Raw genomic sequence first — 26,568 nt, 5'->3', positions numbered from 1 at the left:
CCGGTCGGCGGCAGGCCCCCGTAGGTTCGCTCGTCCTGGGCGCGGTGTGGTCCGCGCCGGTCGAGGCGGCCGGGGCCGTTCCTGGCCGTCGGCGCGGGAGCCGGGCAGCCGGCCGATTGATCGGAAGCCATCCGCGGCCCCACCCGGCTAACGTTCGGGCGGGGGCCGAATGCCCGTGGCCGGGCTGACCGCCCGGGTTGCCCAGTCGTCTGGCGGTGGAGGGACTTCATGCGTGACGCCGTGATCTGTAGCCCGGTGCGGACGCCCGTCGGTGGGTATGGCGGTGCCCTGCGGCCGCTCGCCGCGCACGAGTTGGGCGCGGCCGTGCTGCGCGGGCTGGTCGAGCGGACGGGCCTGGACCCGGCGGACGTCGACGATGTCCTGTTCGGCTGCTGCTACCCGTCGATGGAGGCCCCCGCGCTCGGCCGGGTGGTCGGGCTCGACGCCGGTCTGGGTGTCGAGGTCCCGGGCCTGCAGCTCGACCGGCGCTGCGGGTCCGGCGTGCAGGCCATGACGATCGGCGCGATGCAGGTGCAGACCGGGGCGGCCGACCTGATCATCGCCGGTGGCGCGGAGAGCATGAGCAACGCGCCGTTCTTCTCCCACGAGGGCCGCTGGGGCATCCGCGGCGCGGGGCTGACCTTCCACGACGCCCTCGCCCGGGGCCGCGTCACGGCCGGCGGCCGCAACTTCCCGGTCCCCGGCGGCATGATCGAGACGGCGGAGAACCTGCGCCGCGAGTACAACATCTCCCGCGCCGAGCAGGACGAGCTGGCGCTGCGCTCGCACCAGCGGGCCGTCGCCGCGCAGCGCTCCGGCCTGTTCGACGACGAGATCATCCCGGTGACCGTCCCGGGCAAGAAGCAGGACGTCGTCGTCACCGCCGACGAGCACCCCCGACCGGACAGCTCGCTGGAGACCCTGGCCCGGCTCAAGCCGATCATGGGAAAGGCGGACCCCGAGGCCACCGTCACCGCCGGCAACGCCAGCGGCCAGAACGACGGCGCCTCGGCCTGCGTCGTCACCCATCCGGCCGAGGCCGAACGGCTCGGGCTGCGCCCGCTGGCCCGCCTCGTCTCCTGGGCCGTGGCCGGGGTGCCGCCGCGGACGATGGGCATCGGCCCGGTCCCCGCGACGGCCAAGGCGCTGGAGCGTGCCGGCCTGAAGCTCGCGGACATCGACCTGATCGAGCTCAACGAGGCCTTCGCCGCCCAGGTGCTGGCCTGCACCCGTGAGTGGGGCTTCACCGAGTCCGACTGGGACCGGTTCAACGTCAACGGCTCGGGGATCTCCCTCGGCCACCCTGTCGCCGCCACCGGGGGCCGGATCCTGGCGACCCTGCTGCACGAGATGCACCGCAGGGACGCCCGCTACGCCCTGGAGACCCTGTGCATCGGCGGCGGCCAGGGCATCGCCGCCATCTTCGAGAAGATCGACTGACCAGCACGCGGGAGGTACGGGAATGGACCTGGGTCTGGGCGGTGCGGCCGTCGTCGTCAGCGGTGGCTCGAAGGGGATGGGCCGGGCGGCCGTCGAGTGCTTCGCCCGCGAGGGCGCCCGGGTGGCGATCCTCGCCCGCGGCAAGGCGGCGCTCGACGAGACGGCCGAGCGCGCGCTCGCGCTCGGCGCGGCCGAGGCGTTCGGCATCGGCACCGACCTCACCGACAGCGCCTCGGTGACGGCCGCCCTGGACGAGGTCGGCGCCCGGTGGGGCGCGCTCAACGTGCTGGTCAACGCGGCGGGCCCTGTCGAGTCCGGCCTCAAGGGCTTCGAGGGCTCGGACGACGCCGAGTGGATCGCCACGCTGGAGATCGGCACCCTCTCGGCCGTCCGCACCGTGCGCGCCGCCCTGCCGCTGCTGCGCGCCGCCGAGTGGGCCCGCGTCGTGAACGTCTCGGCGCACTCGACCCGGCGCCAGTCGCCGAGCCTGATCGCGTACACGGCGTCGAAGGCGGCGCTGACCAGCCTCAGCAAGAACCTGGCGCAGACCCTGGCGCCCGAGGGAATCCTGGTCAACACCGTCTCGCCCGGGTCGTTCCTGTCCGAGGGGATGAAGGGCTACCTGCGGGAACTGCCGGCCGAGCGCGGTATCGACCCGGACAGCCTCACCGACGCCATGCGCGTCATCAAGGAGGACTTCGGCCATCCGGCCTTCCTGCCGCGGGCCGGCGACCCGGCCGAGATCGGCCCGGTCATCGCCTTCGCCGGCTCCCGCCTCAACACCTACATGACCGGCGCCGACATCAACGTCGACGGCGGCAGCGACTTCTAGCGAACGCCGACTCAGCGACGTCGGCCTACAGGCTTGGGCTGATGCCCCAGGTGCCGGTGAAGGTCTCGCCTGGTTCGAGGGTGCGCAGGCCGTGGCCGCTGTTGAAGGCGTCGGCGGGACAGGTCTGCGGCTCGACGGCGATGCTGCGGCGCCGTTGGTCGGCGCTGAGCGTGTCGCCGGTGAACACCTGGATGTACTCCCAGGCCTCGTCCATCCAGACGGTCACCGCGCCGCCGTCGCCCGCCAGCACGACCCTGGCCCGGCCGTCCGGGTCGCGGCGCAGCTCCGAGAAGCAGTGGTCGATGACGAGGTCGTCGACCTGGCGGGCGGAACGGAAGTCGTACGGCCCGTCGGCGACCCTCTCGTCGCCGGTCGGGATCAGGGCCTCGTCCACCAGCAGCCTGCGCTCGGCCGGCACGGTGAGCAGCGCGTCGTCGGCGCGGGCCGGCGTGCCGTGCGGCCCGGGGACGTAGAGGTAGGGGTGGGCGCCCATGCCGACCGGGGCGGGGCGGCCGCTCAGGTTGGTCGCCGTCATCGCCACGGTCAGGCCGTCGTCCCCGAGCACGTAGGCCGCGCGGAACGCGACGGTGAACGGATAACCGCTCTGCGCGCGGACGATGAACGACGCGGTGGCCGTGGCCGGGCCGACCCGCTCCAGCTCCCAGGCCGACCAGCGGCCCAGGCCATGGATGGCGTTGCCGGTCTTCGCCTCGCTGATCGCCAGCTGCAGGGTCGCGTCGTCCCAGCGGTAGCGGCCCCCGGCAATCCGGTTCGGCCACGGCACGAGCAGCTGGCCTCGGCCGTGGCTGGCCATGGCGTCGACGGGATAGCCGTCGAGCACGGCGACGCCGCCGACCCGGTAGTCACGCGGGCCGCCCCCGACCTCGACGATCGTGACCGCGGCGTCCCCGTGCACGAGCTCCAGCTGACGCCCCGACGGCGCGATTGGATCCATCGGGCCAGTATCGCGACGGCGGCGCCGAGCGTCCGCCGGACGCCCGACCGCTCCCCGTTATGTCGGGCTGTGGATCGGCCAGCCTTGCTCCGCCGGCCGGTCATTGATCGCCGTTTCAGCCCTCGAATGGTCGTGGTCGGAGGCTTTTACGACCGCGCGAGGGCCAAAACGGCGATCATCGTGCCGAGCGGGGAAGATCAGTGGCCGACCCAGTTCGGCTTGCGCTTCTGGGCGAACGCGGTCGCGCCCTCCTTGGCGTCGTCGCTGGCGAAGACGGGGGCGACGGCCTTGCCGATGGCGTCCCAGTCGGCGGCCGGGACCTCGCCGACCATCAGCGCCTTCGTGACCTGGACGGCGAGCGGGCCGTTGTCGGCGATGGCCTCGGCGACCTCCAGCGCGGCCGCCAGCACCTCGGCGGCCGGGACGACCCGGCTGACCAGGCCGACCTCGTAGAGCCGGGAGGCCTTGACCGGCTTGCCGGTCAGGCCCAGCTCCAGCGCGAAGGCGAGCGGAACCCGGGTCGGCAGCCGGGTGCCGCCACCGGCGGCGATCAGGCCGCGGGACACCTCGGGCAGGCCGAACTTCGCCGTCTCCGCCGCGACGATGATGTCGCAGAACATCGCCAGCTCGAAGCCGCCACCGACGGCGGTCCCGTTCACCGCCGCGACGACCGGCTTGGAGTAGGGCTGGCGCATGAAGATGCCCAGACCGGGGCCCTGCACCTCCATGGCACCCGGGGTCATGAACGCCTTGAGGTCCATGCCGGCACAGAAGATCTTCTCGCCGGCGGCGGTGAGGACCACCACCCGGACCTCGGGGTCCTTCGCCGCCTCCTCGAAGGCGTAGCCGATCCCGGTCATGGTCGCGCCGTCGAGCGAGTTGCCGGCCTGCGGCCGGTTGATCGTGACGACGGTGATCGGGCCGCGCCGTTCGACGTCGACGGACATGGGCAGCTCCTTCGCGTGACGCCCGCCGGGATCCTCGCGAGGCCGGCGGGGCGCGGAATGTCGGGTGAGGTGGTCGCGCCAGGTGCCGGCCGCCGTGGGGAGGCCGTCCGCGACCGTAGTCGCCATAGAATCACATTCTCGCCCGGCGGAAAAGTGATGCCACTCGGTGATAGTGCACTCGCGCTAATTCGGCAGGCGACGACCCGATTGCGGGGATACCCGTCGGCGTTGATGCGCGAGCAATCTGAAATGTAATTCTATCGACCAATCGCGGGCTACCCCACTCACCCCCCGGCCGGGCCGCTCCGGCTGGGCTCCGCCGTTCGCGCAGATCACGGCCGTCGGCTCAGCCCGATCGACGCCCGCCCCGGGTACCACCGTAGAACGGCAATCTGGCAAGCCGAATCGGGGTTCGATGTGACGGGCAGTCGTTTCGGAGCGGTCGTGGTGATCTCGATCCTGCGTGGATCTGTGGCTCCCGCGCCCGGCCCCCCGGGCGGGCCTGTGACGATCGCTTCGAACGGTTGCGCGGGTAGACCCGTGGGTGCAAGCGTCTAACCACCGACTGCCCTGAGCTGGGCAAGGGTCCCTGAGATCGCGCCCGACGGCGCCCGCCAGGGACGCTCGGTTCGGATGTTCCGGTGACCCTAAGGAGCGGGAGTACGGATGACGATCGCGATGCTGCTGGACATGGCCCGCGGCGCCTACGGCGACCGAGTCGCCCTGGGCTCGCGCTCCGGCGGCGGGCTGTCGTATGAGGAGGTCGGCTCCCGAGTCGCCTCCGGCGCCGCCGCGATCAGGGAGTCCGGCGCCGAGCGGGTGGTGTTCGTCGGCGTGAACGGCCCGGCGTTCCCGGTCCTGCTGTTCGCCGCCGCGTCGGCCGGGGTGCCGATCGCCCCGCTGAACTACCGGCTGTCCGCCGACCAGCTGCGCGGCCAGATCGCCCAGCTCGGCCGAGCCCTCGTGGTCGCCGACACCGCCTACCTGGACACCGTCAGCGGAGTCGAGGGCGTGGCTGGACTCGTCAGCACCGAGGACTGGTTCGCCGCCTCCGCCACCCCGGTCGAGGGCGCCGACCCGTTCACCGACCTCGACCCGCCGGACGTCGACCCGGACGCGACCGCCGTGCTGCTGTTCACCAGCGGCACCACGTCCGCGCCCAAGCGCGTCATCCTGCGGCACTCGAACCTGGTCTCCTACGTGCTCGGCACGGTCGACTTCGCCTCGGCCGAGGAGGACGACGCCATCCTGGTCAGCGTCCCGCCCTACCACGTCGCGGGCATCGGGACCGTGCTGACGAACCTCTACTCCGGCCGGCGGATCTGCTACCTGCCGAACTTCGAGGCGCAGGCCTGGCTGGACCTGGTGCGCGCGGAGCAGATCACCAACGTGATGCTGGTGCCGACGATGTTGGTCCGGGTCGTCGAGACGCTCGGTGGCAAGCCGGCCGACGCCCCGCACCTGCGTTCCATCGCCTACGGTGGCGCCCGGATGCCCGGCAAGGTGCTCGAGGCGGCGCTCGGCGCGTTCCCGGAGACCGGCTTCGTCAACGCCTACGGCCTCACCGAGACCTCGTCGACGATCGCGGTGCTCGGCCCGGACGACCACCGCGAGGCGTTCGCGAGCGACGACCCGGTGGTGCGCGCTCGGCTGGGCTCGGCGGGGCGCCCGGTGCCCGGCGTCGAGTTCGAGATCCGCGACGACGCCGGCACCCCGGTCGGCGTCGGCGAGCCTGGTCTGCTGTGGGTGCGCGGCGAGCAGGTCTCCGGCGAGTACGAGGGCCTCGGCTCGGTGCTCGACGCCGAGGGCTGGTTCCCGACCAAGGACGGCGCCTTCGTCGACGCCGACGGCTACGTCTTCATCACGGGCCGCAGCGACGACACGATCATCCGCGGCGGCGAGAACATCGCCCCGGCCGAGATCGAGGACGTCCTGGGCCGGCACGAGAAGCTGCGCGACGTCGCCGTCTACGGCGCGCCCGACGACACGTGGGGCCAGCGGATCGTCGCCGCGGTCGTGCTCCACGACGGTGAGACCGCCACGGTCGACGAGCTGCGCGGCTACGTCCGCGGCAAGCTGCGCGGCTCCAGGACCCCGGACGAGGTCGTCTTCCTCGGCGAGCTTCCCTACACCCCGACCGGAAAGCTGCTGCGCAACCAGGTCGCCGCGCTCGTCGCGGACCAGGCGGAGTCCGTCGGGTCCTGAGGTCACGGCCTGAGGTCATCGCCTGGTCCGCCATGGCGGTCCTGGCCCGAGCTCCTGAGCCGCTCCACCGATCGGTGGAGCGGCTCAGCCGTCTGGTGGAGTCGCGGTTCCGCCGGCGAACCGGACGACCGGTCGATGTGAGCGCGGGCCGGTTCGGGTGACGCTGGTCCAGACGATTTCGCCTGAGACCGGAGGCATTTCCGATGGCCCAGCTTGCCGCGGCCCCGCGCCAGCCCGTTGCCGACGACCGTTTCGACCGTTTCGACGACCAGCGCACGCGTTCGGCGCTGCGAGCCGTCCGGCTGCTCACCGGCGGCTACCTGACGCTGAGCGTCCTGACCATGGCCGCCGTCGTCCTGCTGCGCGGCCACCCGTCGCTGGTCACCGGCGCGGTCTGGACCCGTACGACGATCGTCACCGTGAGCGCCCTGCTGACCTTCGCCTTCGCGGCGGGCACCGCCCGAGGCTCGCGCGGGGCGTTCCGGCGGCTGCGGATCGTCTCGACCGTCATGGTGATCGCGATCGTGGTCATCGTCGCCATCCCGGGCGACTTTCCGATGTGGCTCAAAATCGAGCAGGGCGCCTGCGGGCTCCTCCTGCTCGGGGTCGTCCGGCTGGTCCGCGGCCGCCACCTGCGTGGGCTCTTCGCGGCCACCGCCGAATAGCCTTGTCGCGGGAGAATCCAGTCGTGCGGTCAGACGGGAGCATCCGGTCATGGCAGCGGAGCTGACGATCCGCGACCCGGCGGCGACGGTCGTGCGGGACGTGACGGCGTGGCTGCGGCTGGTGGCGATCGGGCCGTACGCGCTGCTCGCGGCGCTGACCGCCTACACGGCGGCGCAGCGCCGCGGCGAGCCCGGCCCCCTCACGGTGGACCTGGCGCTGTGCGCGGTGACCGCGCTGTGGATGCTCGTCATGGTCACGGTGCGGCCCGGCTGCCGGGAGCAGCCGGTCCTGATGACGGTCTTCCTCGTCGGTCTCGCCGCGCTCACGGTGGTCCTGGTGGTCCGGGATCCGTGGTTCGGGGTGTTCACCCCGGCCGGGTACGTCTACGCCTTCCGGCTGCTGCGCTGGCCGTGGCGGCTCGGTGGCATCTGCGCCTTCGCGGTGGTGGCCGGGACCGCGCAGGCGTCCGGCATCCCGCGAACGACCGCCGTGGGCGTGCTGAGCTGGGCCGCCGTCGTCGTGAACGTGGTGCCGATGTGCGCGCTGGCCTGGGCGCTGGAGCGTGACCGGCTGCGTCAGGAGGAGCGGCTGCGCGCGCTCGCCGAGGTCCGCGCTGCCAACGAGCGGCTCGCGACGGCGCTCGCCGAGAACGCGGCGCTGCAGGAGCGGCTGGTCGCCCAGGCCCGCGCCGGCGGCGTCCGGGACGAGCGTGAGCGCCTCGCCCGCGAGATCCACGACACGCTCGCCCAGGGCCTGACCGGCATCGTCGCCCAGCTGCGGGCGGCCGAGGCGGCGGGCGACGACCTGGCGGATGGCGACCCGGCGGCCGACGACCCCGCGGACAGGGCCGGCTGGCGCCGTCACGTCACCCTGGCCGCCCAGCTCTCCCGGGAGAGCCTGGCCGAGGCGCGCCGCTCGGTGCACGCGCTGCGCCCGCAGGAGCTGGAATGCGCCGCCCTCGGCGCCGCGATCGCGGACATCGCCGGTCGCTGGTCGGCGCGCCACGGCCTCGCGGTGCAGGTGACGACGACCGGCGCACCCGGCCCGCTGAGCCCCGAGGCGGAGGCCGCGCTGCTGCGCGCCGCCCAGGAGGCGCTGGCCAACGTCGCCAAGCACGCCGAGGCCAGCCGCGTCGGCGTAACCCTGTCCTACCTGGACGACCAGGTCGCGCTCGATGTCCGGGACGACGGCCGGGGCTTCGACCCGGGCGCCACCGAGGGCCCGCACGCGGGCGGCGGATTCGGCCTGGTCGCGATGCGCCAGCGGATCGAGGCGCTCGACGGCACGCTGCAGATCGAGTCGCGGCCGCGCCACGGCACCGGCATCTCGGCCCGGGTACCGCTGGGGGCCGGCGCGTGACGGGCACCCCCGGCGACGCGGCCGCCCCGAGGATCCGGCTGCTCGTCGTCGACGACCATCCGGTGGTCCGTGACGGGCTGATCGGCATGTTCGCCCGCGAGCCCGACGTCGAGGTGGTGGGCGAGGCCGCCGACGGCGCGCAGGCGGTCCGGCTCGCCGCGCAGCTGCGGCCGGACGTCATCCTCATGGACCTTCGAATGCCCGGCATGGACGGCGTCACCGCGATCAGGGAGCTGGCCCGCGGCGGCGCGGGCGCCCGAGTGCTGGTGCTGACGACCTACGACACGGACAGCCACGTGCTGCCGGCGATCGAGGCCGGGGCGACCGGGTACCTGCTGAAGGACGCGGCGCGCGACGACCTGCTGCGGGCGGTCCGCGCGGCGGCGCGCGGTGAGGCCGTGCTGGCCCCGTCGGTCGCGGCGACGCTGATGAACAGGGTCCGGACGCCGGAGACGGGCCCGCTCAGCCAGCGCGAGCTGGAGGTCCTCCAGCTCGTCGCCGCCGGCGCCACCAACCGGGTGGTCGCCGCCCAGCTGTTCGTCACCGAGGCCACGGTCAAGACCCACCTGCTCAACATCTACGCCAAGCTCGGCGTGAACGACCGCGCGGCGGCCGTCGCCGAGGCCTTCGGCCGGGGCCTGCTCACCGCCACCCGCCGCGCCTGAGCCGGCTTCCGGGATGCGTCGCGACGCCCCTGAGTGACAGAATCCGTCGATCTGACTCACCATCAGAGGGCGCCTCGACGGGCAGCCGTCGCGCAGCGTACGGAAGGACGGCCGGCATGGTCAGCACGCGGGCGGCACTGCTGTACGGCATCGGTCAGGACTACAAGATCGAGACCGTCGAGATCGACGAGCCCCGCGCGGGCGAGGTCCTCATCGAGCTGCGCGCGACCGGGCTGTGCCACTCCGACGAGCACGCCCGCACCGGCGACATGCTGATGCCGCACTACCCGGTGATCTGCGGCCACGAGGGGGCCGGCGAGGTGGTCGCGGTCGGCCCGGGCGTCTCCTCGGTGGCGCCCGGCGACCATGTGGCGATGTCGTTCATCCCGTCCTGTGGGAGGTGCCGGTCCTGCCGGTCCGGCCGCGGGTACCTCTGCGACGACGGCATGAAGCTGTTCGACCTCGGGATGATCACCGACGGCCGGGTCGCGCACCGGATCGGCACGGAGCCGGTCGCCCGGTTCACCCAGCTGGGCGCGTTCGCCGAGCACCAGCTGCTCGCCGAGTCGAGCGTGGTGAAGGTCGACCGGGACATCCCGTGGACCGCCGCGGCGCTGGTGTCCTGTGGCGTGGCGACCGGGTTCGGCTCGGCCGTCAACCGGGCCGAGGTCCGTCCCGGCGACACCGTCGCGGTGCTGGGGGTCGGTGGCGTCGGCATCAACGCCGTGCAGGGCGCGAAGATCGCCGGGGCCCGTGAGATCATCGCCGTCGACCCGGTCGCGTTCAAGCGCGAGCAGGCCGAGCGGTTCGGCGCGACGCACGTCTTCGCCTCGCTCGAGGAGGCGATCGCCGGCGTCGGGGCGCTCACCCGGGGCCAGATGTGCGACGCGGTGATCTGCACGTTCGGCGTCATGCTCGGCAGCCTCCTGGAGCCGGCGCTGACGCTGACCGCCAAGGGTGGCACCTGCGTCGTGACGTCGGTGGCCCCGATGGCGCAGGGGCAGGCCGACGTCAACCTGTTCGCGATGGCGATGATGAACAAGGACATCCGCGGCTGCCTGTACGGCTCCAGCAGCCCGCGGGCGCAGATCCCGGAGCTGCTCGACCTCTACCGCTCCGGCATCCTCAAGATCGACGAGCTGGTCACGAAGACCTACAGCCTCGACCAGGTCAACGAGGGCTACGCGGACCTCAACGCCGGCCGCATCCTGCGCGGGGCGCTCGTCTTCTAGGCTGCGGAGCGGTAGGCGTCCCAACCGGGCAGCCACGCGTCGTCTGGCGGACCGCGCGGACCTCGTTGGGCGCGCCTTGCCGTAGTGGCGTTGAGTCGGGCGCAGAATAGCGTTTCCGTCTCAAGGGAACTATATTTCCGGTGTGACGACCACCGGCGCGGAGCGCGCGCGGGCCGCGCGGGACACTCGCGGGGTGGACTGGGAGCAGATGCCTGACTCCGTACGGGCCGCGGTGGACCGGGCGCTCGGCCGCGCCCAGCAGGACGCGCTCGAGGAGATCGAGCAGATCCTCGACGCCGCCATGCGGGTGGTCGAGCGGATCGCGCCAGCCGAGCCGCGGGTGGCCGACATCGTCGCCGAGGCAGGCACGTCCAACCAGACCTTCTACCGGTACTTCGCCGGCAAGAACGAGCTGCTGCACGCCGTGATGGAACGCGGGGTCGTGCGCACCCGCTCCTATCTGCGCCACCAGATGTCGAAGCAGACCGAGCCGGCCGACCAGGTCGCCGCCTGGGTGGAGGGGCTGCTCGCGCCGCTGGCCCGGCCGGACCCGGCCCGTCCGGACGCGGCGCTCAGCCGGCTGTCGGTCAGCGGGAACCCGACCGGCCGGGCGGTGCTCGACGACCAGCTCGGCGAGCTGCTGATCGCCCCGTTCGCCGCGGCCGGCCGCCCGCATCCCGAGCTGGACGCCCGGGTCGTGCAGCGCGCGGTGATCGGCACCCTGGCCCGGCACGTCGGTGCGGGCACCGTCCCCGACGAGCAGGAATGCCGTCACCTCATCGACTTCTGCTCCGCCGTCGCGGCCGGCGGCCGGTAGATAACCAGCCCGCGGTCACTCGGGCTCGTCGTCCGGGGTCTCCTCCTCGTCGGGCAGGGCGTCCGGGCGATGCGCGGTCAGCCAGCCGTCGACGTCGGACTTTCGCCAGATCCGCATGTGGTCGGCGAAGCCGGCCGGGACGGGGTACGAAGGGCGGCGAGTGAGCTGGTAGGCGCGCGTACGCGACACCTTTAGCCGCCTCATCAGGTAGCCGATAGTCACGAAGCGCTCCACGCCTGCGGACGCTAGATCTGACGGGTGCGACACTGTCTGCTACGGCAGTGCCAGGAGCGTCAGGAGAGGCCATGCGCAACCCGAATCAGGCCGGCAACGACGAACAGACGGGAGCGGTCGACCCCAATCCACCGACCGCGCCCCATGACACCCGAGGACCCAGAACTAGGCGGTCTGGGCTCGCTTCCAGGCTCGGACCGCGCGGCGCCCTGCCATCGCCGGGCGAGGTGCCGTGGGCGCAGGAGGTGGCGGACGCGGTGCTGGCGACCATGCCGGCGGACGACCCCGCGACGAGCGAGCCGGCCGTTCTGCCCGAGCGGGCGGACACCGAACTCGCGGAAGCCGTGCACGCGGAAGCCGAGCACGGGGACGCCGAGTCCTTGAGGGCGGAGGACGGGGACGCCTCAGCTGTGCCCGACCTGTCCGACCTGTCCGACGTGCCCGCGGAGGAGTTCGCCGCGTCGTTCTTCTGGCCCAGCGCCGCTGCCGACGGGCCCGCCCGGCCGTGGCGCTCGCTGTTCCGCTGACCCGAGGGAGCCAAGGATGGAACGGGGGACGAAAGAGATGGTCACCAGGGCGCGGCTGGACGTCGCGCGGATCGACGTGCCCGGCGTCGGGGCGGCCGGAGGTGCCCGGCGGACCGAGCTGGTGAGCCTCGCGCTGCCGGACCGGGCCGGGCTGCTGCTGCAGCGGCGAGCCGCCGAGGCGGACCGGTCGGACAAGCTGCTGGCGAAGCGCTCGCGGGACGTCGTCGGTGAGCTGCGGGCCGACCTGCACTTCGTCGAGCTGCGGGCCGGCGAGCTGGCCCGGGTGGCGCTGAGCATGGCGCGGCTCGGGCACGTGGGCGCGGTCGTGGTGTGTCCGGTGGGGGTGTCGCCGGGGCGGACGGCGCTCGCTCTCGCGGTCGCCGACCTGCTGCGTGACCGACGAGGGGTGCAGACGCCGGTGGTGACCTGCGCGGTCTGCCCGCCGCTCGGCCTGGGCCGCACCGCCGTCCCGCACGAGGTCCGGGTCGAGGTCGACGGGCGGGCGCAGTACCGGATCGTCTGGGAGCTGCTCACGTGGGAACAGGTGCCAATGTGGCTCGGGGGCCTGCGTTAGCCGCTTTCGGTGGGCCCCGGGCCGGTCGCAGTTCGGGCGTCCGGGCTGCGGGGCACACTAAAGTCGCAGGCGGGAACGGGTCTGTCCGGATGCCGACAGACCTAGGGGTTCCGGTCACGCGACGAAGGGCGACGAGGATGAGTCTCGAGACCGCGACGGACGGCCAGGCCGCGGCGGCGCCGCGCCAGCAGCGGCGCGGCCGGCGGATCGCGATGACCCCGGCGGAGGTCGACGCGTTCCTCGCCGAGGAGCGCACCTGCCGGGTCTCGACCGTCGGCGCCGACGGGGCTCCGCACACGTCGGCACTGTGGTTCGTCTGGGACGGCTCCGCGTTCTGGCTCAACAGCATCGTGAAGAGCCAGCGCTGGACCGACCTGATCCGTGACCCGCGGGTCTCGGTGATCATCGACACCGGTCACGGGTTCGGTGAGCTGCGCGGGGTCGAGCTGATCGGCAAGGTCGCCGTGGTGGGCGAGGCGCCGCGGACGGGGGACGCGGCCAACACCGAGCTGCTCGCCGAGCCGGAACGGCTGTTCGGCGAGAAGTACGGCGACGGCAAGTTCCACATCGACGGGCGGCACGCCTGGCTGAAGCTCGTCCCCGAGAAGGTCGTCAGCTGGGACTTCCGCAAGACCGGGTTCTAGCCGCGGGTCTCGGCCGGCGGGTCACTGCGGCCCGCCGGCTCGCCGCTCAGGCGGGGCTGGGTGACCCGGCCGCCGGCCGTGCGCTGCCGGCCGGGTCCGCCTCGGCCCGCCGCTGGACGGGGTGGATCTCCGGATGGGCGGCGGCCGCCGAGACGGGGACGTCCTCGCGCGCTGGGTTGGTCCGCAGCACCAGGTCGGCGACGGGGGACGTGACGCCCAGCCAGTAGCGCTCGTTGCGGAAGTGGTGCAGCCGGTGGCTGCGCCAGATGCGCCGGTACAGCTCCGAGGTGGGCTGGTAGCGGGTGTGGATCAGGAAATGGGTCCAGTCGTAGGCCAGCACGGCGACTCCCAGGCACAGCATCCCGGTCGAGACCCGGGGTGAGCCGAAAGCCCCGGCGGCCAGCGCGAGAGCGCCCGCGCCGAGCACGTCCTGGCCGCGCATGAACATGGAGTTCAGGTTCGCCGGGTCCTCGTGGTGCTGCGCGTGGCCCCAGCCGGCGCTCTGGTAGGCGGCGCGGCCGAGCCGGCCGGTCGGCGCGGCGTGCAGCACGTAGCGGTGGATGCCCCACTCGACGAACGGCTGCGCCGCGGCGAAGCCCAGCGCGACCGCCGCGTCGGACCGGCGGAAGTCGCCGCGCGTCAGCCGCGCCGCGGCCAGGGTGCCGACGACGCCGAGCAGCACCGGCGGGCGAGGGTGGGTCAGGAAGCGGCGCGCGGCGCCGGGCAGCGTGCTGATCTCGGTCGCCCGGCCGTGCGGCCCGGGCGGGTCGATCAGCTGGAGAAGCTGGCGGTGGCGCAGCCGCGCGGCCGCGCGCAGCTGCCGCGCGCGCGAGGCGACAGGGCCGTCGTCGGCCCGCGTGAGCCTGGCCGTGCCGACCAGCAGGGAACCGGCGGGGCCCAGCCGCCGTGCGACGGACCGTGGGCCGAAGCCGTTAACCATACGGTGGACTGTACGTGGCCGTCAGGTGTCGAGCCGGGGACTGTCCCGCGATGGGAAGAACGGCACGTATGCGGGAATGCTCCGGACCGGCCCGGCGCTCGGCCGCGGAGTGGCGGTCGCGGGCGTGGCGGTCGCGGCCGTCAGCGGCCGTGGTGCACGATCGTGCCGTCGACCATCGTCAGCACGGCTGGGCCGGGGTCGAGATCGGCGAGGACGGCGCGACGGGGCTCGGCCAGCAGGCACAGATCAGCCGGGGCCCCCGGGACGACGCGGCGCGGTGGTCCGCCGGGGTCGGCGGGGTCACCGAGGTAGAGCTCCAGCGCTCGGGCCGCGGTGAGGGTCTCGGCAGGGCCGAGCACCCGGCCCGACGGGGCCGCGCGGTGGACCGCGGCGCGCATCGACGCCCACGGATCGTCGCCCCCGAACGGGGCGTCGGTGCCCGCGGCGAGGGGCACGCCGGCGGCGATCGGACCGGCGCACCGGTAGAGCCAAGGCAGGTCGTCCGGGTCGACGTCGGCGAGGTACGCGTCGCCGCGCTCGGCCAGGAAGTGCGGCTGGGTGACGATGGTCAGTCCCGCCGCGACGACCGCGTCCAGCAGGTCGGGCGGCAGCACGGCAGCATGCTCGATCCGGTCCCCGGGCAGCGCCCCACCGGCCGCGTCGAACCCGGCCAGGGCCAGCGCCAGCTGGAGGCGCGTCACGCAGTGCACCGCGACCCGCCGCGACCGCCGTCGCGCCGCCCGTACCGTCTCGGCCAGCTCGTCGAGGTCGACCGGCTGCCCGTCGTCCAGCACGATCTTCACTGGGCCCAGCTTCAGCCGCCCCGGGGAGACAGTGGCCCCGGCGAGGTCGACGCCGGGCGGACCGGTCAGCAGCAGGCGCTGCGGGAGGGCGCCGGTCTCCAGCGCCCGGCCCAGCGTCGTGACCTGCGCCGGACCGGTGGTCGCCGTCGCGTCGGTTAGCCCGGTGACGCCGTAGCCGGCCAGCCGGGCGCCGACGACGGCCAGGTCGGCCAGCTCGACGCCGCCACCGGCCCCGGCGAGACCGAGTAGCCGGCCGAGCCGCTCGTCCGACCGGAACAGCCTGCCGTCAGCGGGCAGCGCGCCACCGGCGCCCGGCCCGTCCCGCTCGCCGGCCGCGCGCAGCGCCGCGAGCGCCGGTGAGTTGACGATCCACAGGGCTCCGGACCGGTGCTGCAGGCGGACGGGGACGTCGCCGACGATCGCGTCGAGCGCCGCCCGGTCGAGGTCGCCCGCCACGGACTCGTGGTACCCGACGGCACGTATCCAGCCGCCCGGACGCGCGGCAGCCCGCAGTGCGCCGGCCCGCAGCGCGGCGGCGAGCTCGGCGGCGGTCCGCACGGCCGGTGGGCCGGCGGGTACCGACGAGGCGAGCGCCGCGAGCGCGAGCAGATGGAGATGGTGGTCGTGCAGGCCGGGCAGCAGCATCCCGCCGCGCGCGTCGATGACGTCCTCGGCCGCGCCCGGCCGAGGGTTGTCGCCCGGCCCGGCTCCCACCGCGACGACCAGCCCGTTCTCGACCCGCACGGCCCGGCCGCCCCGGCCGTCGATCTCCGCGTTGACGATCAGCATGGCGGTCCCGTCCACGTCCGCGCGGTGCTCGTGGTCACGGCCGCCCCGCGGTACTCGAGGGCCCTGCTCCGGTGAGCAGCCGGTCGTTGTCCTGGCCCGCGGGTGCGGCCCGTCCGCACGGCGGGCGCAGTCGCGGCGGCGCGACCAGGACCGGCGCGCCGTCGGCGACGGTCAGGTCACGGTCGGGCAGGACCGGCCGACCGGCGAGCAGGGAACCGACGGCCTCGCGCAGCGCGACGTCCAACTGGTGGCCACCGCCGGCCGCGACGCTGGCGAGCGCGCCCGCCGCGGCGAGGACGCCGGTGACCGGGTCGGCGATCGCGTCACCGAGGAAGACCGGGCTGCCGGCCCCGTCGACGGCGACCGCACCGGCCGCCGCCGCCGCGTCGTCCCCGAAGGCCGGCCGCTGCCGCCACGGCCCGGTCCTGCCGTAGCCGGTGATGCTCACCCAGGTCAGCCGGGGGTTACGGGTGATCATGTCGGCCGGGTCGATGCCGAGCGCCTCCAACGCCCGCGGCCGGGAGGCCTCCAGCACGACGTCCGCGCGCTCGATCAGCCCGACCAGCGCCGCCCGGCCGGCTGGCGTCCGCAGCTCGACGGTCACGCTGGCCTGCCCGGCGTGCAGCAGGTCGTAGAAGTCGGGCGGCCCCTGCCTGGCGCCGTCGAGCCGGCCCACCCCCTCGACCTTTACCACCCGGCCGCCGGCGAGCCCGAGCAGCTGCGCGCACAACGGCCCCGCCCACAACGAGGACAGGTCCACGACGCTGAACCCGCCGTCATGGCGGTCCGCCGGACGGCGCGGCGCGGTAGGTGCGGCTGCCTCGGGGGGCAGGCCGTCGACGAGAAAGGGTGCGAACGGGAATCGCTGGCCACGAGCTAGCGCCTGCTCGTCCGCCGCCGCCACGGCCGGAGCGACGGCGAGCGAGACCGCGAGGCCGAGCAACTCGGCCCGTTCGACCAGCGGCGCCGCCTGGCGGGTGGCGACGAGCGCGGCCAGGTTCGTCCAGGGCCGGGCCGGGAACGGCGGTGACGCGGATCGCTCCGTCACTGGGCGGACGTCGTCGGCGCGGTCGGCGGCGGTTGGCTCGACCTCCGCTTCCAGCCAGGCGGGCAGCAGGTCGACGTCGTCGGGCCGGGCCAGGTTCACCGCCAGCCAGCCGTCGGCGGCCTGGACCAGCCGGGCCGCCCGGCCCGCGGACAGGACCCCGCCACGCGTCAGCCCGAGGGCGGCGGCGCGCTCGCCCAGCAGCGGGCCCGCGCTGGACAAGACGCCTCCGGCGGACCCGCCGGCCGGTGGGAACGGGTGGCCGAGGCTGGCGGCGAGCGTCCGGATCACCTGCAGCGCCGCGTCCAGCCGGGCGACGAGCGGCACGGTGAGCCCCAGCGGCGGTCCGTCGGGTTGTCCCGTGAGTGCCATCGCGCCGCTGGCCGCCCACGCGGGCTCGACACCGCCGGCCCATCCGGCGGAGCCGATCCGGCCGGCCCGCAGGTCGGCGGCCCAGTCGGTCAGCACCGGGTCCAGCCGGGCCCCCACCATCGTCGCCACCCCCATACCCACGAATCGTCATCGAGCCCAGCCCAGCCGAACCCAGCCTGGCCGAGCGCCGCCCGGCCGAGGCCGGCGTGCCGGCCGCCGCGCGGCCGCTGGTCGCGGACGGCGCGGCTCAACCGGTCGGACCGGCGAAACCGAGCGGCCGGCTCGACCGGGCAAACCGGTCGTCGGGCCCCGCGGAACCGCGCAGGCCTACGGTAGAGCCGTGACCGCGACCTTGGGTGCGCAGCCGCTGCCGGCCGCGACCGCGCTGGACCTGGTCAGGTCGCTCCAACCGGCGGACCTCGCCGACCTCTTCCCCGCGCCGCTGCTCTGCGTCGACCTCACCGACGCCCACCCGGACGACCTGACCGCGCTCGCCGCTCGCCGGCCGGCCCTGGTGCTCGTCGGCGTCGGCCCTGGCGCTGACGCCAGTGCTGGTCGGCCTGATGCTCCCGGCGCGGCCGAGGCGCTCGACGTGCTGCTGCCCGAGGTGCTCCGGCCGGGCGACGACGTGCCCGCCGCGGTGGCCGCGCTCGACCGGGCCGTCGCCGACCATCCGGAGGCCGCGGTCGCGCTGGTGGGCCTGCTGCGGATGGCGCCGCGGCTCGAACCGCTGGACGGGTTGGTGGCCGAGTCGCTGGCCTACTCGACCCTGCTCGCTGGCGGGGACTTCGCCCGCTGGCTCGCCGCCCGCGGCCCGCGCCCCCATCGGGACGCCGACCGGCCGCTGCTACGTCGGCGCGACGGCGACCGGCTGATCCTGACGTTCAACCGCCCCGAGGCGCGCAACGCCTTCGACACGTTCACCCGCGACGCGCTCGTCGCCGCCCTGCGGGAGGCCTCCGCCGACGCCACGCTGACCGAGGTCGCGCTGACGGCGAACGGGCCGTCCTTCGGCGCCGGCGGTGACCTCAGCCAGTTCGGCACCGCGGGCGATCTGGCCCGCGCGCACCTGGTCAGGACGGGCGCGAGCGCCGGCGCCGAGATCGTCCGCTGCCCGCACCGCGTCGTGGCGTACCTCCACGGCGCCTGCGTCGGAGCCGGCATCGAGATCCCCGCGTTCGCCGACCGGGTCGTCGCGGCCCCCGACGTCGCCATCCAGCTGCCCGAGCTGGCGCTCGGCCTGGTCCCCGGCGCGGGCGGCACCGTCAGCGTCACCCGCCGGATCGGCCGCCGTCGCACCGCCTGGCTCGTATTGACCCGCACCTTCCTCGACGCGCCCACCGCGCTGCGCTGGGGCCTCGTCGACACCATCGAGGACGCCCCCGAATCCTGAGGCGCTCGCGCATCAGGCCACCGTCCCGAGACGAGCAAGATCGCTGTTTTGGCCCTCGGGTGGCTGTAACCGCCGCGGTTTTGTGACCACGCGAGGGCCCAAACGACGATCAAGCCAGTGGGCCGACCTCGTCGGGCCCCCCTTAAGCCAGGTCAGGCGCCTAGGGCTTGGCTTTGCGGCGCATGGACCACATCTGGGGGGAGCGTTCGACCTCGACGCCGACGTCCCAGGAGACGCCTGGGTTGCCGGTCTCGCGGCGGAAGGAGGCGACGGCGCGCCGGGCGAGGGCGGGGTCGGCGGCGGCGCGGGCGGCCAGCTCGAAGGCGGTGGCGTCGACCGCGCCATCCTCGACGGCGGTCCACGCCAGGCCCAGCTCGACCGCGCGCGTTCCGGACAGCTGCGCGTCGAACAGGCCCATGGCGGCCGCCGTCTCCCGGCCGGCCGCGCGGTCGAGCAGCGCGAAGTGGCCGCCGCCGGGGTGCAGGCCGATCCGCAGGAAGCCGGAGATCAGCCGGGCGTCGTGGGCGACGACCCGCAGGTCGGGGGCCAGCGCCAGGTTCATCCCGGCACCGACGGCGGCGCCGCGGATCGCCGCGATGGTCGGCGTCTTCACCTGGCCGACCCGCAGGAAGGCCTGGTAGATCGCCTCGATGGCCGTGAAGTGGTCGTCGGCGGCTGGGTCCGTGCCGGCCGCGCCGAGGACCGCGCGGTCCGCGCCGGCGCAGAACGACGTGCCGCCGCCGATGACGACCGCGCCGACCAGTGGGTCCGCGTCGGCCTCGTCGAGCGCCGCGACCAGCTCCGCCGCCATCGCCAGCGTGAGGGCGTTGCGCCGGGTGGGCGCGTCCAGCGTCACGACGGCCACGCCGTCGCTGACCTCATAACGGATCTCGCTCATGGTCCGTCCCTGTGCGGTGAGGCGGGTGGGGAACGCGGGGAACGGGCCGGCGGGATGACCGCCGGCCCGTTGCGTCGAAGGCAAGCTACTAGCGCCGATCGCGCGACGCCTCCGGCTGTGCCCCAGCCCGCGCCAGGCTGTGCCCCAGTCCGCGTCAGGCTGCGGCCCAGTCCGCGCCAGGCTGTGCTCCAGTGCGTGTCAGTCGGTGGTCCGGCGGCGGTAGAGGCTGACCGCGAGCGGGGCGAAGACCGCGAGGAGCGCCAGCGACCAGAGGACCGCGGCGGCGACCGGGTGCTGCATCGGCCAGGCGTGCACCTGCGCGGACGGGTTCGGGTTGCCCATCAGGTCGCGGGTCGCGGCGGCGACCGAGCTCACCGGGTTCCAGTCGGCGATCGCCCGCACGACCGACGGCATCCCCGAGGTCGGGACCATCGCGTTCGACACGATCGCCAGCGGGAAGAGGATCACCAGTCCGATGCCCTGCGCGCTCTCCGGCCCCTCGGTGACCATGCCGAGGCAGGCCGTCGCCCAGGTCAGCGCGTAGGTGAACAGCAGCGGGATCGCCATCGCCGCGATGAACTCCGGAACCGAGGTATGCGGCCGCCAGCCGATCGCGAGCCCGGTGAGGATCACCATCGTCTCGCACAGCACCGCGGACAGCAGGTCCGACATCGAGCGGCTGACGAGAACCGCGGCCCGCCAGACGGGAAGCGCCCGGAACCGGTCGATCGCTCCGGTCGACAGGTCGGATGTGAGCCCGACGGCCGTTCCCATCGAGGCTGTGGTCAGGTTCAGCGCGATCAGCCCGGCGACCGCGAAGTCCTTGTACGAGGCGTCGTGGACCGAGATCCCGCCGCCGAGCACGTAGATGAACAGCAGCGTGAAGAGCACCGGCTGGATGAGCACGTCGGACAGCTGCAGCGGTTCGCGGGCGATGTGGATGAGGTTTCGGCGGGTGAGGACAATCACGTCCCGCGCTGCGCGGGCAAGGCTGCCGGAGCGGGCGGCGGTGCCGGCGGAGGGGATGGCGGCGCCGTCGAGCGCCGGCGCGAGCTGGGCCATCACAGTGCTCCCTGCAGGTGGTCGGAGGAGACGTCGGCCGATGCGCCGGCCTGGTCGGCCACGCTCCGCTGCCGCGGAGGGGTGGGCTCGTCGGTGGTCGGCTGGGTGCGGCTCTCGGTGCCGGTGAGGGCGAAGAAGACGTCGTCGAGGGACGGCGCGTGCACCGCGACGTCGTCCACGACGGCGCCGACCGCGTCGAGCGCTCGGATCACCGCGGTGGCGACGCCGGACCCGGCGTCGACCGCGGCCCGCAGCCGCCGGCCGTCCTGGCTGACGTCGACCCGTCCCCCGACCAGCGGCGCGAGCGCGCTGACCGCCCCCGCATGGGCGGCGGTCAGCGTGACCTCCAGCCGGGTTCCGCCGACGGCGCCCTTCAGCTCGGTCGGGGTCCCGTTCGCGATGATCAGGCCGTGGTCGATGACCACGACGCGGTCGGCCAGCGCGTCCGCCTCGTCCAGGTACTGGGTGGTGAGCAGCAGGGTGGTGCCGGCCGCGACCAGCTCCCGGATGACGTCCCACATCCGGGCCCGGCTGGTCGGGTCGAGGCCGGTCGTCGGCTCGTCGAGGAACAGCACCGGCGGGTTCGCGACCAGGCTCGCGGCGAGGTCGAGCCGGCGACGCATGCCGCCTGAGTAGCCGCGCACCTGCCGCTCGGCCGCGTGGGTCAGCTCGAACCGGTCGAGCAGCTCGGTGGCCCGGGCCGCGGCCGTCCCACGGCGCAGGCCGGCCAGCTCGGCGACCATCCGCAGGTTCTGCCGGCCGGTGAGGGCGTCGTCGAGGGTCGCGTCCTGGGCCGTGACGCCGATCCGGCGGCGGACCTCGCCGGCCTGGGTGACGACGTCGTGGCCCGCCACCCTGGCCCAGCCACCGGTCGGTCTGGCCAGCGTGGTCAGGATGCGCACGGCCGTGCTCTTCCCGGCGCCGTTCGGGCCGAGCACGCCGAGGATCGTGCCGGCCGGCACGGTCAGGTCGATGCCGGCGAGCGCCTGTGTCTCGCCGTAGCGCTTGCTGAGGCTCTCGGCCTCGATCATCAGCTGGGCCACCGGGGTCTCCCGTTCGGGTTGTTTACTTGCCGCACGGTAAGCAGATCTGAAAACCTGCCGGCCGTCAAGTAAGGACTCCAAGAACCCGCGCCGTCGAACGTCAGGCGGGTAACATCGGGTGATGCCCAGGCCGCCGGCACGACCCGCGGGCGAGAAGAGCACGCGGGAGCAGATCCTCGACGTCGCCCTGGACCTGTTCACGACGGAGGGCTTCGAGAAGACCTCGCTGCGTGAGATCGCCGAGCGGATGGGCTTCTCGAAGGCGGCGCTCTACTACCACTTCGCCAGCAAGGACGACATCCTGCTGGCGCTGCATCTGCGGCTGCATGACCTCGGTCAGGCCACCATCGACCGGTTCGACTGGGATCGGGTCGCCCCGGGCGACTGGGTGGGCCTGCTCGACGAGTTCATCGACCAGCTGTTTGAAAACCGGAAGCTGTTCCTCCTGCACATGCGCAACCACGCCGCACTGGAGAAGATCGCGCATTCGCATCCCCACGGTGAGGCGAACCACGACATCGAGGAGCGGCTCCGCGCACTGCTCGCCGACGAGCGTGTGCCGCGCGCCCAGCGGTTGCGGCTGTCGTTCGCGTTCGGCGCCGTGGCGGCTGGGATGGCGATGTCCAGCGAGGTGATCGACGACCTGCCGGCCGACGAGCTGCGGATGGAGCTTCGCTCGGCCGTCCGGGACCTGCTTGGTACCGCGGCCACGACCGGGAAGCCCGCCGCGTCCGCCGCGTCCACGGCGCCCGACCAGGAGCGTCCGCAGCCGGTCACGGCCTAACCGCGGTCGGCAACTCCTCAGTCGCAGGCGGTCACGGACTGAGTGCCGCCGCGAGCTTGGCCGCCAGGCCGTCCACCCTCGGGGCCAAGTGCCGAGCCGTGCGTCGAACTGCCCGGCCGGGCCGCGTCGACAGGTATCCGGACCTGCGCTAGCACGCCGTTTCGCTGTCCGTCAACAGACACGTGCTGCCAGAGGCTCAGACTGCCCGGGTACAGTTCGGGCTGCCCACGATCGTTGCCTTATGTCCCGGCCGTGGTGATCCGTCTGGCCTCGCTCGTCGACCACGGTCCGCGCCTCGTGCGACGCGAGTGACTGGTTTCTGGAGTGCCTTGAGGTCCATGCCGTCGTCGGGAGTGCCGGACGCGTCCCGCCAGGGCGTCCCATGCTTCCTGGCCGACACATGGTGGTTCGCTCTCACCGGGCGGCTCTCCGACGACCGGTTCGCCGAGCTGGCCCGGCTGCGTGCCGCCCAGGGCTTCACGGCCGTGCAGCTCGTCGTCGGCATCCCGCCCGAGGTCGGCCCCGGCAACCGCAACGCCTGGAGCACGGCCGGGCCGGCCTGGTTCCCGGACGGGCGCCCCAATCCCGGGTACCTCGACCGGGCCAGGGAGAAGATCCAGGCCCTCAACGCCGTCGGGCTCACCGCCGTCGTCTACGGCTGCTGGGGCCACCAGCTCGCCTGGCTCGGGGTGCCCGGCGCCCAGCGCTGGTGGGACCGCCTCGTCGAGCGGCTCGACGACCTCGATGTCCTGTACTGCGTGAGTGGCGAGACCAACCTGTGGATCGGCACCGAGTCCCTGCTGCTGCCGGACCGGACCACCGACGACCTGATCCCCGCCGCCGTCAGGAGCCAGCTGTCCAGCCGGGTGCTGGCCCGCCGTGGGTCCCCGGCGGCGCGGGCCGTGCTGAGGCGGCTGTGGCGCTCCTACGTCCGCAACCGGTACGCCGGCGCCGTGCGGACCCGCCGCGCGGGCTGGGACGCCGTCCTGACCGGCCTCGCCGCGTCGACCAGCCGGCCGCTGCTCGCGCACGTGATGTCTGGTGAGACCAGCGCCGACGCCCTGGACCGCGACGACCTGCTCGCCGCCGTCACCGTGCAGACCGGGCACGACCCGGCGAGCCGGCGCCTGCTGTGGGAGTGGCCCGCACGGGTCGCCGAGCGGTTCCCCGGCCGGCCGTTCATCAATCTGGAGCCCTGGTACGAGGGCATCCTCGACGACTTCGGCACCGACGACCAGCTCTTCGCCTACTGGGTGTCGATGCTGTCCGGTGCGGCGGCCTACTGCTACGGCGCCCACGGGATGTGGAACGTCGGCGACGGCGCGTTCCTCGCGCACTGGGGCAAGCAGAGCCTCGATGACGCCGCCGCGCTGGCCACCCCGGCGCTGCTCGGCGCGAGCCACCGGGTGCTGCGAGAGGCCGGCTGGCCGGACGCCGCCGGCACGACCACGGTCGACGCCGCGGGCGGCACGTTGCGGTCCATTACCCGGTCCAGATCCGGCGGGGCGGGCGCGGTGACGTACTTCCCCGACGGCTCGCTCGCCGGCCCGGCGCGGACCGCGGCCGGCGCCCGCTACTTCGCCCCTGACCTGGGTGAGTTCGTCGCGCACGCGGCCCGGGAGGGCCCACTCGTGGTGCTGACCTGACCCGGCCCTGAGCCGGTGTGACGGCGGCGGTTGTGGGCGTGACGGGTCCACAGCCAACTGTGGGGAACAGTATGTGAGGGAGGTCACTGATGCCCGGAATGTGGTGGTGTGTCCTCTTCAGCCCGAATGGCGGCGGCCTGCGCGCCGGCATTCTGACGACTAGTGAGCGCTGAATGACTACAAGAACCGTGCGGTCCGCCTCCCACGTCGTGTGGCCGAGCGCCGCCGCCGCGGCGCCGATGCTGCTGCCGACCGATGTCAGAGTCGGGATCGTCGGTACCGGCTACACCGCGCGTGGCCTCGCGCACGTGCTGAGCCGGACCCCGCGGCTGACCGTGTCCAGCGTGCTCACCCGACGCCCGATCGACGAGGTCGACGGGCCGTGGGCCGGGCTGCTGACGCACTCGACCGACCGCCTGATCGCCCAGTCGGACCTCATCATCATCACCACCGGTGACCCGGTGCACGGGACCGAGGTCGCGGTCCAGGCCCTGGCCGCCAGACTGCCGGTCGTCACGATGGACGCCGAGCTGCAGGTGACCGCCGGCTCCTACCTGGCGAGCCTCGGAGTGGTCGTCGAGGCCCAGGGCGACCAGCCCGGCAGCCTTGCCCTGCTCGCGCACGAGGTTCGCCAGATGGGCCTGACCCCGCTGGTCTACGGCAACATCAAGGGTTTCCTGAACCACCACCCGGAGCCGGCGGAGATGGCCTACTGGGCCGAGCGCCAGGGGATCTCGCTGACCCAGGTCACGTCGTTCACGGACGGCACCAAGCTCCAGATCGAGCAGGCCCTGGTCGCCAACGGACTGGGGGCCACGATCGCCCGCCGCGGCCTGCTCGGGCCGCGCACCGACTCCGTCCCGACCGGTGCCCTGCCGCTCGCCGAAGCGGCGGCGACCCTCGGCACGTCGATCGCCGACTACGTGCTCCCGGAGCGAGGCAACCCCGGCGTGTTCGTCGTCGCGACCTTCGAGGAGGAGCTCGGCGAGTTCCTCCGGTACTACAAGGTCCGGCTCGGCGACTCGCCCTACGTGCTGCTGGAGCGGCCGTTCCACCTGTGCAACCTGGAGGTCCCGCTCACCGTCGACCGGCTGCTGCGCGGCGACCCGGTCGCCTTCAACAACGGTCCGCGCCCGCGGGTCGGCGTCGCGGCCGTGGCCAAGCGCCCGCTCGCGGCGGGGGAGCGGATCGAGACCGCGATCGGCGGGTTCGAGGTACGTGGCGAGGCGGTGCTGATCGCCGACGAGCCCGACCACGTGCCGATCGGCCTGCTGGCTGGGGCGACCATCGAGCGCCCGGTGGCCGCCGGCGAGACGCTGCGGTTCGCCGACGTGTCCGTGCCGGAGAGCCTGGCCCTGCGGGCCTGGCGCTGGACGCTCGACGCGGCGTGCTCGACGCCGGGCGTCGCCGGCCAGGGCCGGCCGGCGTCCCTGCCGCTGCAGCCGGGGGTCCGCCCGTAGCCCACCCCGCTGGGCGCCGGGTGCCTGGATCGGGCGCGCGCGGAATCCGCGAGCGGGCGGCCGCGGGTGGGTGCGCACGAGGTCCTTGGGGTGGGTTCGGCGGAACTCTCCAGTTACTGGAACTTACTACTACTTACTTGTGGAAGTTTGGGCCACGTCCCGACGTGACCTCGAACTCGCGCGATGGCCAGCCCCGCGGGGGCCCGACGACCACCCCCCTGGACGAGAGACGGCCAGGGTCTGCGGGGTGGACGATGAGCGCGTGACGGACACAGTCGAGAAGCTCGTCGTCGAGGCGCTGGCCGGGCTGGACCTGGCGGCCCGGGTCCGGCTGCTGACCGGGGCCACGTTCTGGCGGACCCGGCCGGCGCCGGAGGTCGGCCTCGAGGCGATGGTGCTGTCCGACGGGCCGGCCGGCGTGCGCGGCGAACGCGCGGACGAGCGGGAACCGTCCGCGAGCCTGCCCTGTCCGTCCGCCCTCGCGGCCACCTGGGACGAGTCACTGCTGCGCCGGGTCGGACGCCTCGTCGCCGCGCAGGCCCGGGCGAAGGGCGTGCACGTCGTGCTCGGCCCGACCGTCAACCTGCACCGCAGCCCGCTCGGCGGCCGTCATTTCGAGTGCCTCGCGGAGGACCCGCTGCTGACCGCGCGGGCCGGCGGGGCGCTGGTCCGCGGCATCCAGGACGGCGGGGTCGCCGCGACGGTGAAGCATTACGTGGCGAACGAGTCCGAGACCGACCGGTTCACCGTCGACGCCCGGGTGGACGAGCGAGCGCTGCGTGAGGTCTACCTGGCGCCCTTCGAGTCCCTCGTCACGGAGGCCGGCGCCTGGGCGGTGATGGCCGCCTACAACAGCGTCGCCGGCGTGACGATGACCGAGAACCCGCTGCTGCGTGACCCGCTGAAGGACCTCTGGGGCTTCGATGGCGTCGTCGTCTCGGACTGGTTCGCGACCCGTTCGGCGGTCCCGGCCGCGCTGTCGGGGCTCGACCTGGTGATGCCCGGCCCGTTCGGACCGTGGGGGCCGGCACTGGTCGCGGCCGTCGAGTCCGGCGAGGTCCCGGCGGAGCTGGTCGAGGACAAGGCCCGCCGGCTGCTGCGCCTCGCCGCCCGCGTCGGCGCGCTGACCGACGCCGCCCCAGACGGTTCGAGCGTCGCCACCCCCGCGCCGCGGGCCGGCGCGCGGCCGGGGGGGGCGGGCGGGGGGCCCGCCCGGGGGGGGCGGCGGGGGCCGGG

Annotated in this window: 25 protein-coding genes; 16 read left to right on the top strand and 9 right to left on the bottom strand. The window is 74.0% G+C overall.

Translation table 11 applies throughout. The features are described from left to right. The first annotated feature begins 228 nt into the window (after positions 1–228). Together I6A60_RS34295 and I6A60_RS34290 are read left to right on the top strand one after the other, a co-directional pair. Positions 229–1,440: an acetyl-CoA C-acetyltransferase gene (locus tag I6A60_RS34295; RefSeq protein WP_203012266.1), complete on the top strand. Its 1,212-nt coding sequence runs from the start codon at positions 229–231 to the stop codon at positions 1,438–1,440. A gap of 22 nt (positions 1,441–1,462) precedes the next feature. After that, entirely contained in the window at positions 1,463–2,272 is an 810-nt protein-coding gene (locus tag I6A60_RS34290) for an SDR family NAD(P)-dependent oxidoreductase (protein ID WP_203012265.1), read from the top strand. A gap of 25 nt (positions 2,273–2,297) precedes the next feature. Here I6A60_RS34290 and I6A60_RS34285 read toward each other — a convergent pair whose 3' ends face one another. Both I6A60_RS34285 and I6A60_RS34280 read right to left on the bottom strand, forming a co-directional pair. Then, complete coding sequence (locus I6A60_RS34285; protein WP_203012264.1) at positions 2,298–3,227, bottom strand: aldose 1-epimerase family protein; 930 nt, start codon at positions 3,225–3,227, stop codon at positions 2,298–2,300. A 197-nt stretch (positions 3,228–3,424) separates the two neighbouring features. Continuing rightward, the gene (locus tag I6A60_RS34280; RefSeq protein WP_203012263.1) at positions 3,425–4,174 is read right to left on the bottom strand and encodes an enoyl-CoA hydratase-related protein; all 750 of its coding nucleotides are present in this window, start codon (positions 4,172–4,174) and stop codon (positions 3,425–3,427) included. 666 nt (positions 4,175–4,840) lie between these two features. Here I6A60_RS34280 and I6A60_RS34275 point away from each other — a divergent pair. The 6 genes from I6A60_RS34275 to I6A60_RS34250 all read left to right on the top strand — a co-directional run bounded on the left by I6A60_RS34275 (position 4,841) and on the right by I6A60_RS34250 (position 11,118). Then, on the top strand, positions 4,841–6,379 hold the full coding sequence (locus I6A60_RS34275) for a class I adenylate-forming enzyme family protein (RefSeq protein WP_203012262.1): 1,539 nt from the start codon (positions 4,841–4,843) through the stop codon (positions 6,377–6,379). Positions 6,380–6,582: 203 nt separating this feature from the next. Beyond that, on the top strand, positions 6,583–7,044 hold the full coding sequence (locus I6A60_RS34270) for a hypothetical protein (protein WP_203012261.1): 462 nt from the start codon (positions 6,583–6,585) through the stop codon (positions 7,042–7,044). A gap of 49 nt (positions 7,045–7,093) precedes the next feature. Further along, the gene (locus I6A60_RS34265; RefSeq protein ID WP_203012260.1) at positions 7,094–8,404 is read left to right on the top strand and encodes a sensor histidine kinase; all 1,311 of its coding nucleotides are present in this window, start codon (positions 7,094–7,096) and stop codon (positions 8,402–8,404) included. Continuing rightward, positions 8,401–9,069 (top strand): response regulator transcription factor, encoded by a 669-nt coding sequence (locus I6A60_RS34260; RefSeq protein ID WP_203012259.1) that lies wholly within the window; start codon positions 8,401–8,403, stop codon positions 9,067–9,069. Before I6A60_RS34265 ends, I6A60_RS34260 begins: the two co-directional genes overlap by 4 nt. 116 nt (positions 9,070–9,185) lie before the next feature. Then, a complete protein-coding gene (locus I6A60_RS34255; protein ID WP_203012258.1) occupies positions 9,186–10,301 on the top strand; it encodes an NDMA-dependent alcohol dehydrogenase in 1,116 nt (371 codons plus the stop codon). A 142-nt stretch (positions 10,302–10,443) separates the two neighbouring features. Next, the gene (locus tag I6A60_RS34250) at positions 10,444–11,118 is read left to right on the top strand and encodes a TetR/AcrR family transcriptional regulator (protein ID WP_203012257.1); all 675 of its coding nucleotides are present in this window, start codon (positions 10,444–10,446) and stop codon (positions 11,116–11,118) included. Between the two features lie 15 nt (positions 11,119–11,133). On the opposite strand, the gene I6A60_RS34245 is transcribed toward I6A60_RS34250, so the two are convergent. Next, positions 11,134–11,352, bottom strand: coding sequence for a transcriptional regulator (locus tag I6A60_RS34245; RefSeq protein ID WP_307874005.1), 219 nt, complete (start codon positions 11,350–11,352; stop codon positions 11,134–11,136). 71 nt (positions 11,353–11,423) lie between these two features. Here I6A60_RS34245 and I6A60_RS34240 point away from each other — a divergent pair, with 71 nt between their 5' ends. The 3 genes from I6A60_RS34240 to I6A60_RS34230 all read left to right on the top strand — a co-directional run bounded on the left by I6A60_RS34240 (position 11,424) and on the right by I6A60_RS34230 (position 13,097). Beyond that, entirely contained in the window at positions 11,424–11,879 is a 456-nt protein-coding gene (locus I6A60_RS34240) for a hypothetical protein (RefSeq protein ID WP_203012256.1), read from the top strand. A 16-nt stretch (positions 11,880–11,895) separates the two neighbouring features. Further along, positions 11,896–12,453 carry a DUF1442 domain-containing protein gene (locus I6A60_RS34235; RefSeq protein ID WP_203012255.1) on the top strand — a complete coding sequence of 186 codons (558 nt, stop codon included), beginning with the start codon at positions 11,896–11,898 and terminating at the stop codon, positions 12,451–12,453. Positions 12,454–12,590: 137 nt separating this feature from the next. Next, positions 12,591–13,097: a pyridoxamine 5'-phosphate oxidase family protein gene (locus I6A60_RS34230; protein WP_203042766.1), complete on the top strand. Its 507-nt coding sequence runs from the start codon at positions 12,591–12,593 to the stop codon at positions 13,095–13,097. A gap of 46 nt (positions 13,098–13,143) precedes the next feature. Here I6A60_RS34230 and I6A60_RS34225 read toward each other — a convergent pair whose 3' ends face one another. The 3 genes from I6A60_RS34225 to I6A60_RS34215 all read right to left on the bottom strand — a co-directional run bounded on the left by I6A60_RS34225 (position 13,144) and on the right by I6A60_RS34215 (position 17,181). Continuing rightward, entirely contained in the window at positions 13,144–14,037 is an 894-nt protein-coding gene (locus I6A60_RS34225; RefSeq protein WP_203012253.1) for a sterol desaturase family protein, read from the bottom strand. A 140-nt stretch (positions 14,038–14,177) separates the two neighbouring features. Beyond that, complete coding sequence (locus I6A60_RS34220) at positions 14,178–15,644, bottom strand: amidohydrolase family protein (protein WP_203012252.1); 1,467 nt, start codon at positions 15,642–15,644, stop codon at positions 14,178–14,180. 19 nt (positions 15,645–15,663) lie between these two features. Beyond that, on the bottom strand, positions 15,664–17,181 hold the full coding sequence (locus I6A60_RS34215; protein WP_203012251.1) for a CoA transferase: 1,518 nt from the start codon (positions 17,179–17,181) through the stop codon (positions 15,664–15,666). Between the two features lie 205 nt (positions 17,182–17,386). On the opposite strand from I6A60_RS34215, the gene I6A60_RS34210 reads away from it, so the two are divergent. Then, entirely contained in the window at positions 17,387–18,439 is a 1,053-nt protein-coding gene (locus I6A60_RS34210) for an enoyl-CoA hydratase/isomerase family protein (RefSeq protein WP_203012250.1), read from the top strand. 160 nt (positions 18,440–18,599) lie between these two features. Here I6A60_RS34210 and I6A60_RS34205 read toward each other — a convergent pair whose 3' ends face one another. The 3 genes from I6A60_RS34205 to I6A60_RS34195 form a co-directional block, all read right to left on the bottom strand. Then, positions 18,600–19,337 (bottom strand): enoyl-CoA hydratase-related protein, encoded by a 738-nt coding sequence (locus I6A60_RS34205; RefSeq protein ID WP_203012249.1) that lies wholly within the window; start codon positions 19,335–19,337, stop codon positions 18,600–18,602. A gap of 198 nt (positions 19,338–19,535) precedes the next feature. Next, positions 19,536–20,399 carry an ABC transporter permease gene (locus tag I6A60_RS34200; protein ID WP_203012248.1) on the bottom strand — a complete coding sequence of 288 codons (864 nt, stop codon included), beginning with the start codon at positions 20,397–20,399 and terminating at the stop codon, positions 19,536–19,538. Further along, the gene (locus I6A60_RS34195) at positions 20,399–21,442 is read right to left on the bottom strand and encodes an ATP-binding cassette domain-containing protein (RefSeq protein WP_203012247.1); all 1,044 of its coding nucleotides are present in this window, start codon (positions 21,440–21,442) and stop codon (positions 20,399–20,401) included. The genes I6A60_RS34200 and I6A60_RS34195 overlap by 1 nt, the downstream gene beginning before the upstream one ends. A 121-nt stretch (positions 21,443–21,563) precedes the next feature. Between I6A60_RS34195 and I6A60_RS34190 the strand changes: the two genes are divergently transcribed. The 4 genes from I6A60_RS34190 to I6A60_RS34175 form a co-directional block, all read left to right on the top strand. Continuing rightward, on the top strand, positions 21,564–22,226 hold the full coding sequence (locus I6A60_RS34190; RefSeq protein ID WP_203012246.1) for a TetR/AcrR family transcriptional regulator: 663 nt from the start codon (positions 21,564–21,566) through the stop codon (positions 22,224–22,226). Positions 22,227–22,564: 338 nt separating this feature from the next. After that, positions 22,565–23,872, top strand: a complete 1,308-nt coding sequence (locus tag I6A60_RS34185) for a DUF4038 domain-containing protein (protein WP_203012245.1) — start codon at positions 22,565–22,567, stop codon at positions 23,870–23,872. A 173-nt stretch (positions 23,873–24,045) separates the two neighbouring features. Beyond that, positions 24,046–25,332, top strand: coding sequence for an SAF domain-containing protein (locus tag I6A60_RS34180; RefSeq protein WP_203012244.1), 1,287 nt, complete (start codon positions 24,046–24,048; stop codon positions 25,330–25,332). Positions 25,333–25,594: 262 nt separating this feature from the next. Further along, a partial coding sequence (locus I6A60_RS34175; protein ID WP_307874004.1) for a glycoside hydrolase family 3 N-terminal domain-containing protein occupies positions 25,595–26,568 on the top strand: 974 nt, incomplete at its 3' end.

It is taken from the genome of Frankia sp. AgB1.9 (assembly GCF_016786355.1).
Taxonomy (GTDB): Bacteria; Actinomycetota; Actinomycetes; order Frankiales; family Frankiaceae; genus Pseudofrankia.
The sequence above is the reverse complement of the archived record's forward strand: the minus strand, read 5'-3'. Positions and strand labels throughout refer to the sequence as shown.

What these genes read in the sequence shown, in the direction of transcription:
- I6A60_RS34295 (WP_203012266.1), top strand. Translation starts at nt 229, where the DNA reads ATGCGTGACGCCGTGATCTGTAGCCCGGTGCGGACGCCCGTCGGTGGG.
- I6A60_RS34290 (WP_203012265.1), top strand. Translation starts at nt 1,463, where the DNA reads ATGGACCTGGGTCTGGGCGGTGCGGCCGTCGTCGTCAGCGGTGGCTCG.
- I6A60_RS34285 (WP_203012264.1), bottom strand. Translation starts at nt 3,227, where the DNA reads ATGGATCCAATCGCGCCGTCGGGGCGTCAGCTGGAGCTCGTGCACGGG.
- I6A60_RS34280 (WP_203012263.1), bottom strand. Translation starts at nt 4,174, where the DNA reads ATGTCCGTCGACGTCGAACGGCGCGGCCCGATCACCGTCGTCACGATC.
- I6A60_RS34275 (WP_203012262.1), top strand. Translation starts at nt 4,841, where the DNA reads ATGACGATCGCGATGCTGCTGGACATGGCCCGCGGCGCCTACGGCGAC.
- I6A60_RS34270 (WP_203012261.1), top strand. Translation starts at nt 6,583, where the DNA reads ATGGCCCAGCTTGCCGCGGCCCCGCGCCAGCCCGTTGCCGACGACCGT.
- I6A60_RS34265 (WP_203012260.1), top strand. Translation starts at nt 7,094, where the DNA reads ATGGCAGCGGAGCTGACGATCCGCGACCCGGCGGCGACGGTCGTGCGG.
- I6A60_RS34255 (WP_203012258.1), top strand. Translation starts at nt 9,186, where the DNA reads ATGGTCAGCACGCGGGCGGCACTGCTGTACGGCATCGGTCAGGACTAC.
- I6A60_RS34240 (WP_203012256.1), top strand. Translation starts at nt 11,424, where the DNA reads ATGCGCAACCCGAATCAGGCCGGCAACGACGAACAGACGGGAGCGGTC.
- I6A60_RS34235 (WP_203012255.1), top strand. Translation starts at nt 11,896, where the DNA reads ATGGAACGGGGGACGAAAGAGATGGTCACCAGGGCGCGGCTGGACGTC.
- I6A60_RS34230 (WP_203042766.1), top strand. Translation starts at nt 12,591, where the DNA reads ATGAGTCTCGAGACCGCGACGGACGGCCAGGCCGCGGCGGCGCCGCGC.
- I6A60_RS34225 (WP_203012253.1), bottom strand. Translation starts at nt 14,037, where the DNA reads ATGGTTAACGGCTTCGGCCCACGGTCCGTCGCACGGCGGCTGGGCCCC.
- I6A60_RS34215 (WP_203012251.1), bottom strand. Translation starts at nt 17,181, where the DNA reads ATGGGGGTGGCGACGATGGTGGGGGCCCGGCTGGACCCGGTGCTGACC.
- I6A60_RS34205 (WP_203012249.1), bottom strand. Translation starts at nt 19,337, where the DNA reads ATGAGCGAGATCCGTTATGAGGTCAGCGACGGCGTGGCCGTCGTGACG.
- I6A60_RS34200 (WP_203012248.1), bottom strand. Translation starts at nt 20,399, where the DNA reads ATGGCCCAGCTCGCGCCGGCGCTCGACGGCGCCGCCATCCCCTCCGCC.
- I6A60_RS34190 (WP_203012246.1), top strand. Translation starts at nt 21,564, where the DNA reads ATGCCCAGGCCGCCGGCACGACCCGCGGGCGAGAAGAGCACGCGGGAG.
- I6A60_RS34185 (WP_203012245.1), top strand. Translation starts at nt 22,565, where the DNA reads ATGCCGTCGTCGGGAGTGCCGGACGCGTCCCGCCAGGGCGTCCCATGC.
- I6A60_RS34180 (WP_203012244.1), top strand. Translation starts at nt 24,046, where the DNA reads ATGACTACAAGAACCGTGCGGTCCGCCTCCCACGTCGTGTGGCCGAGC.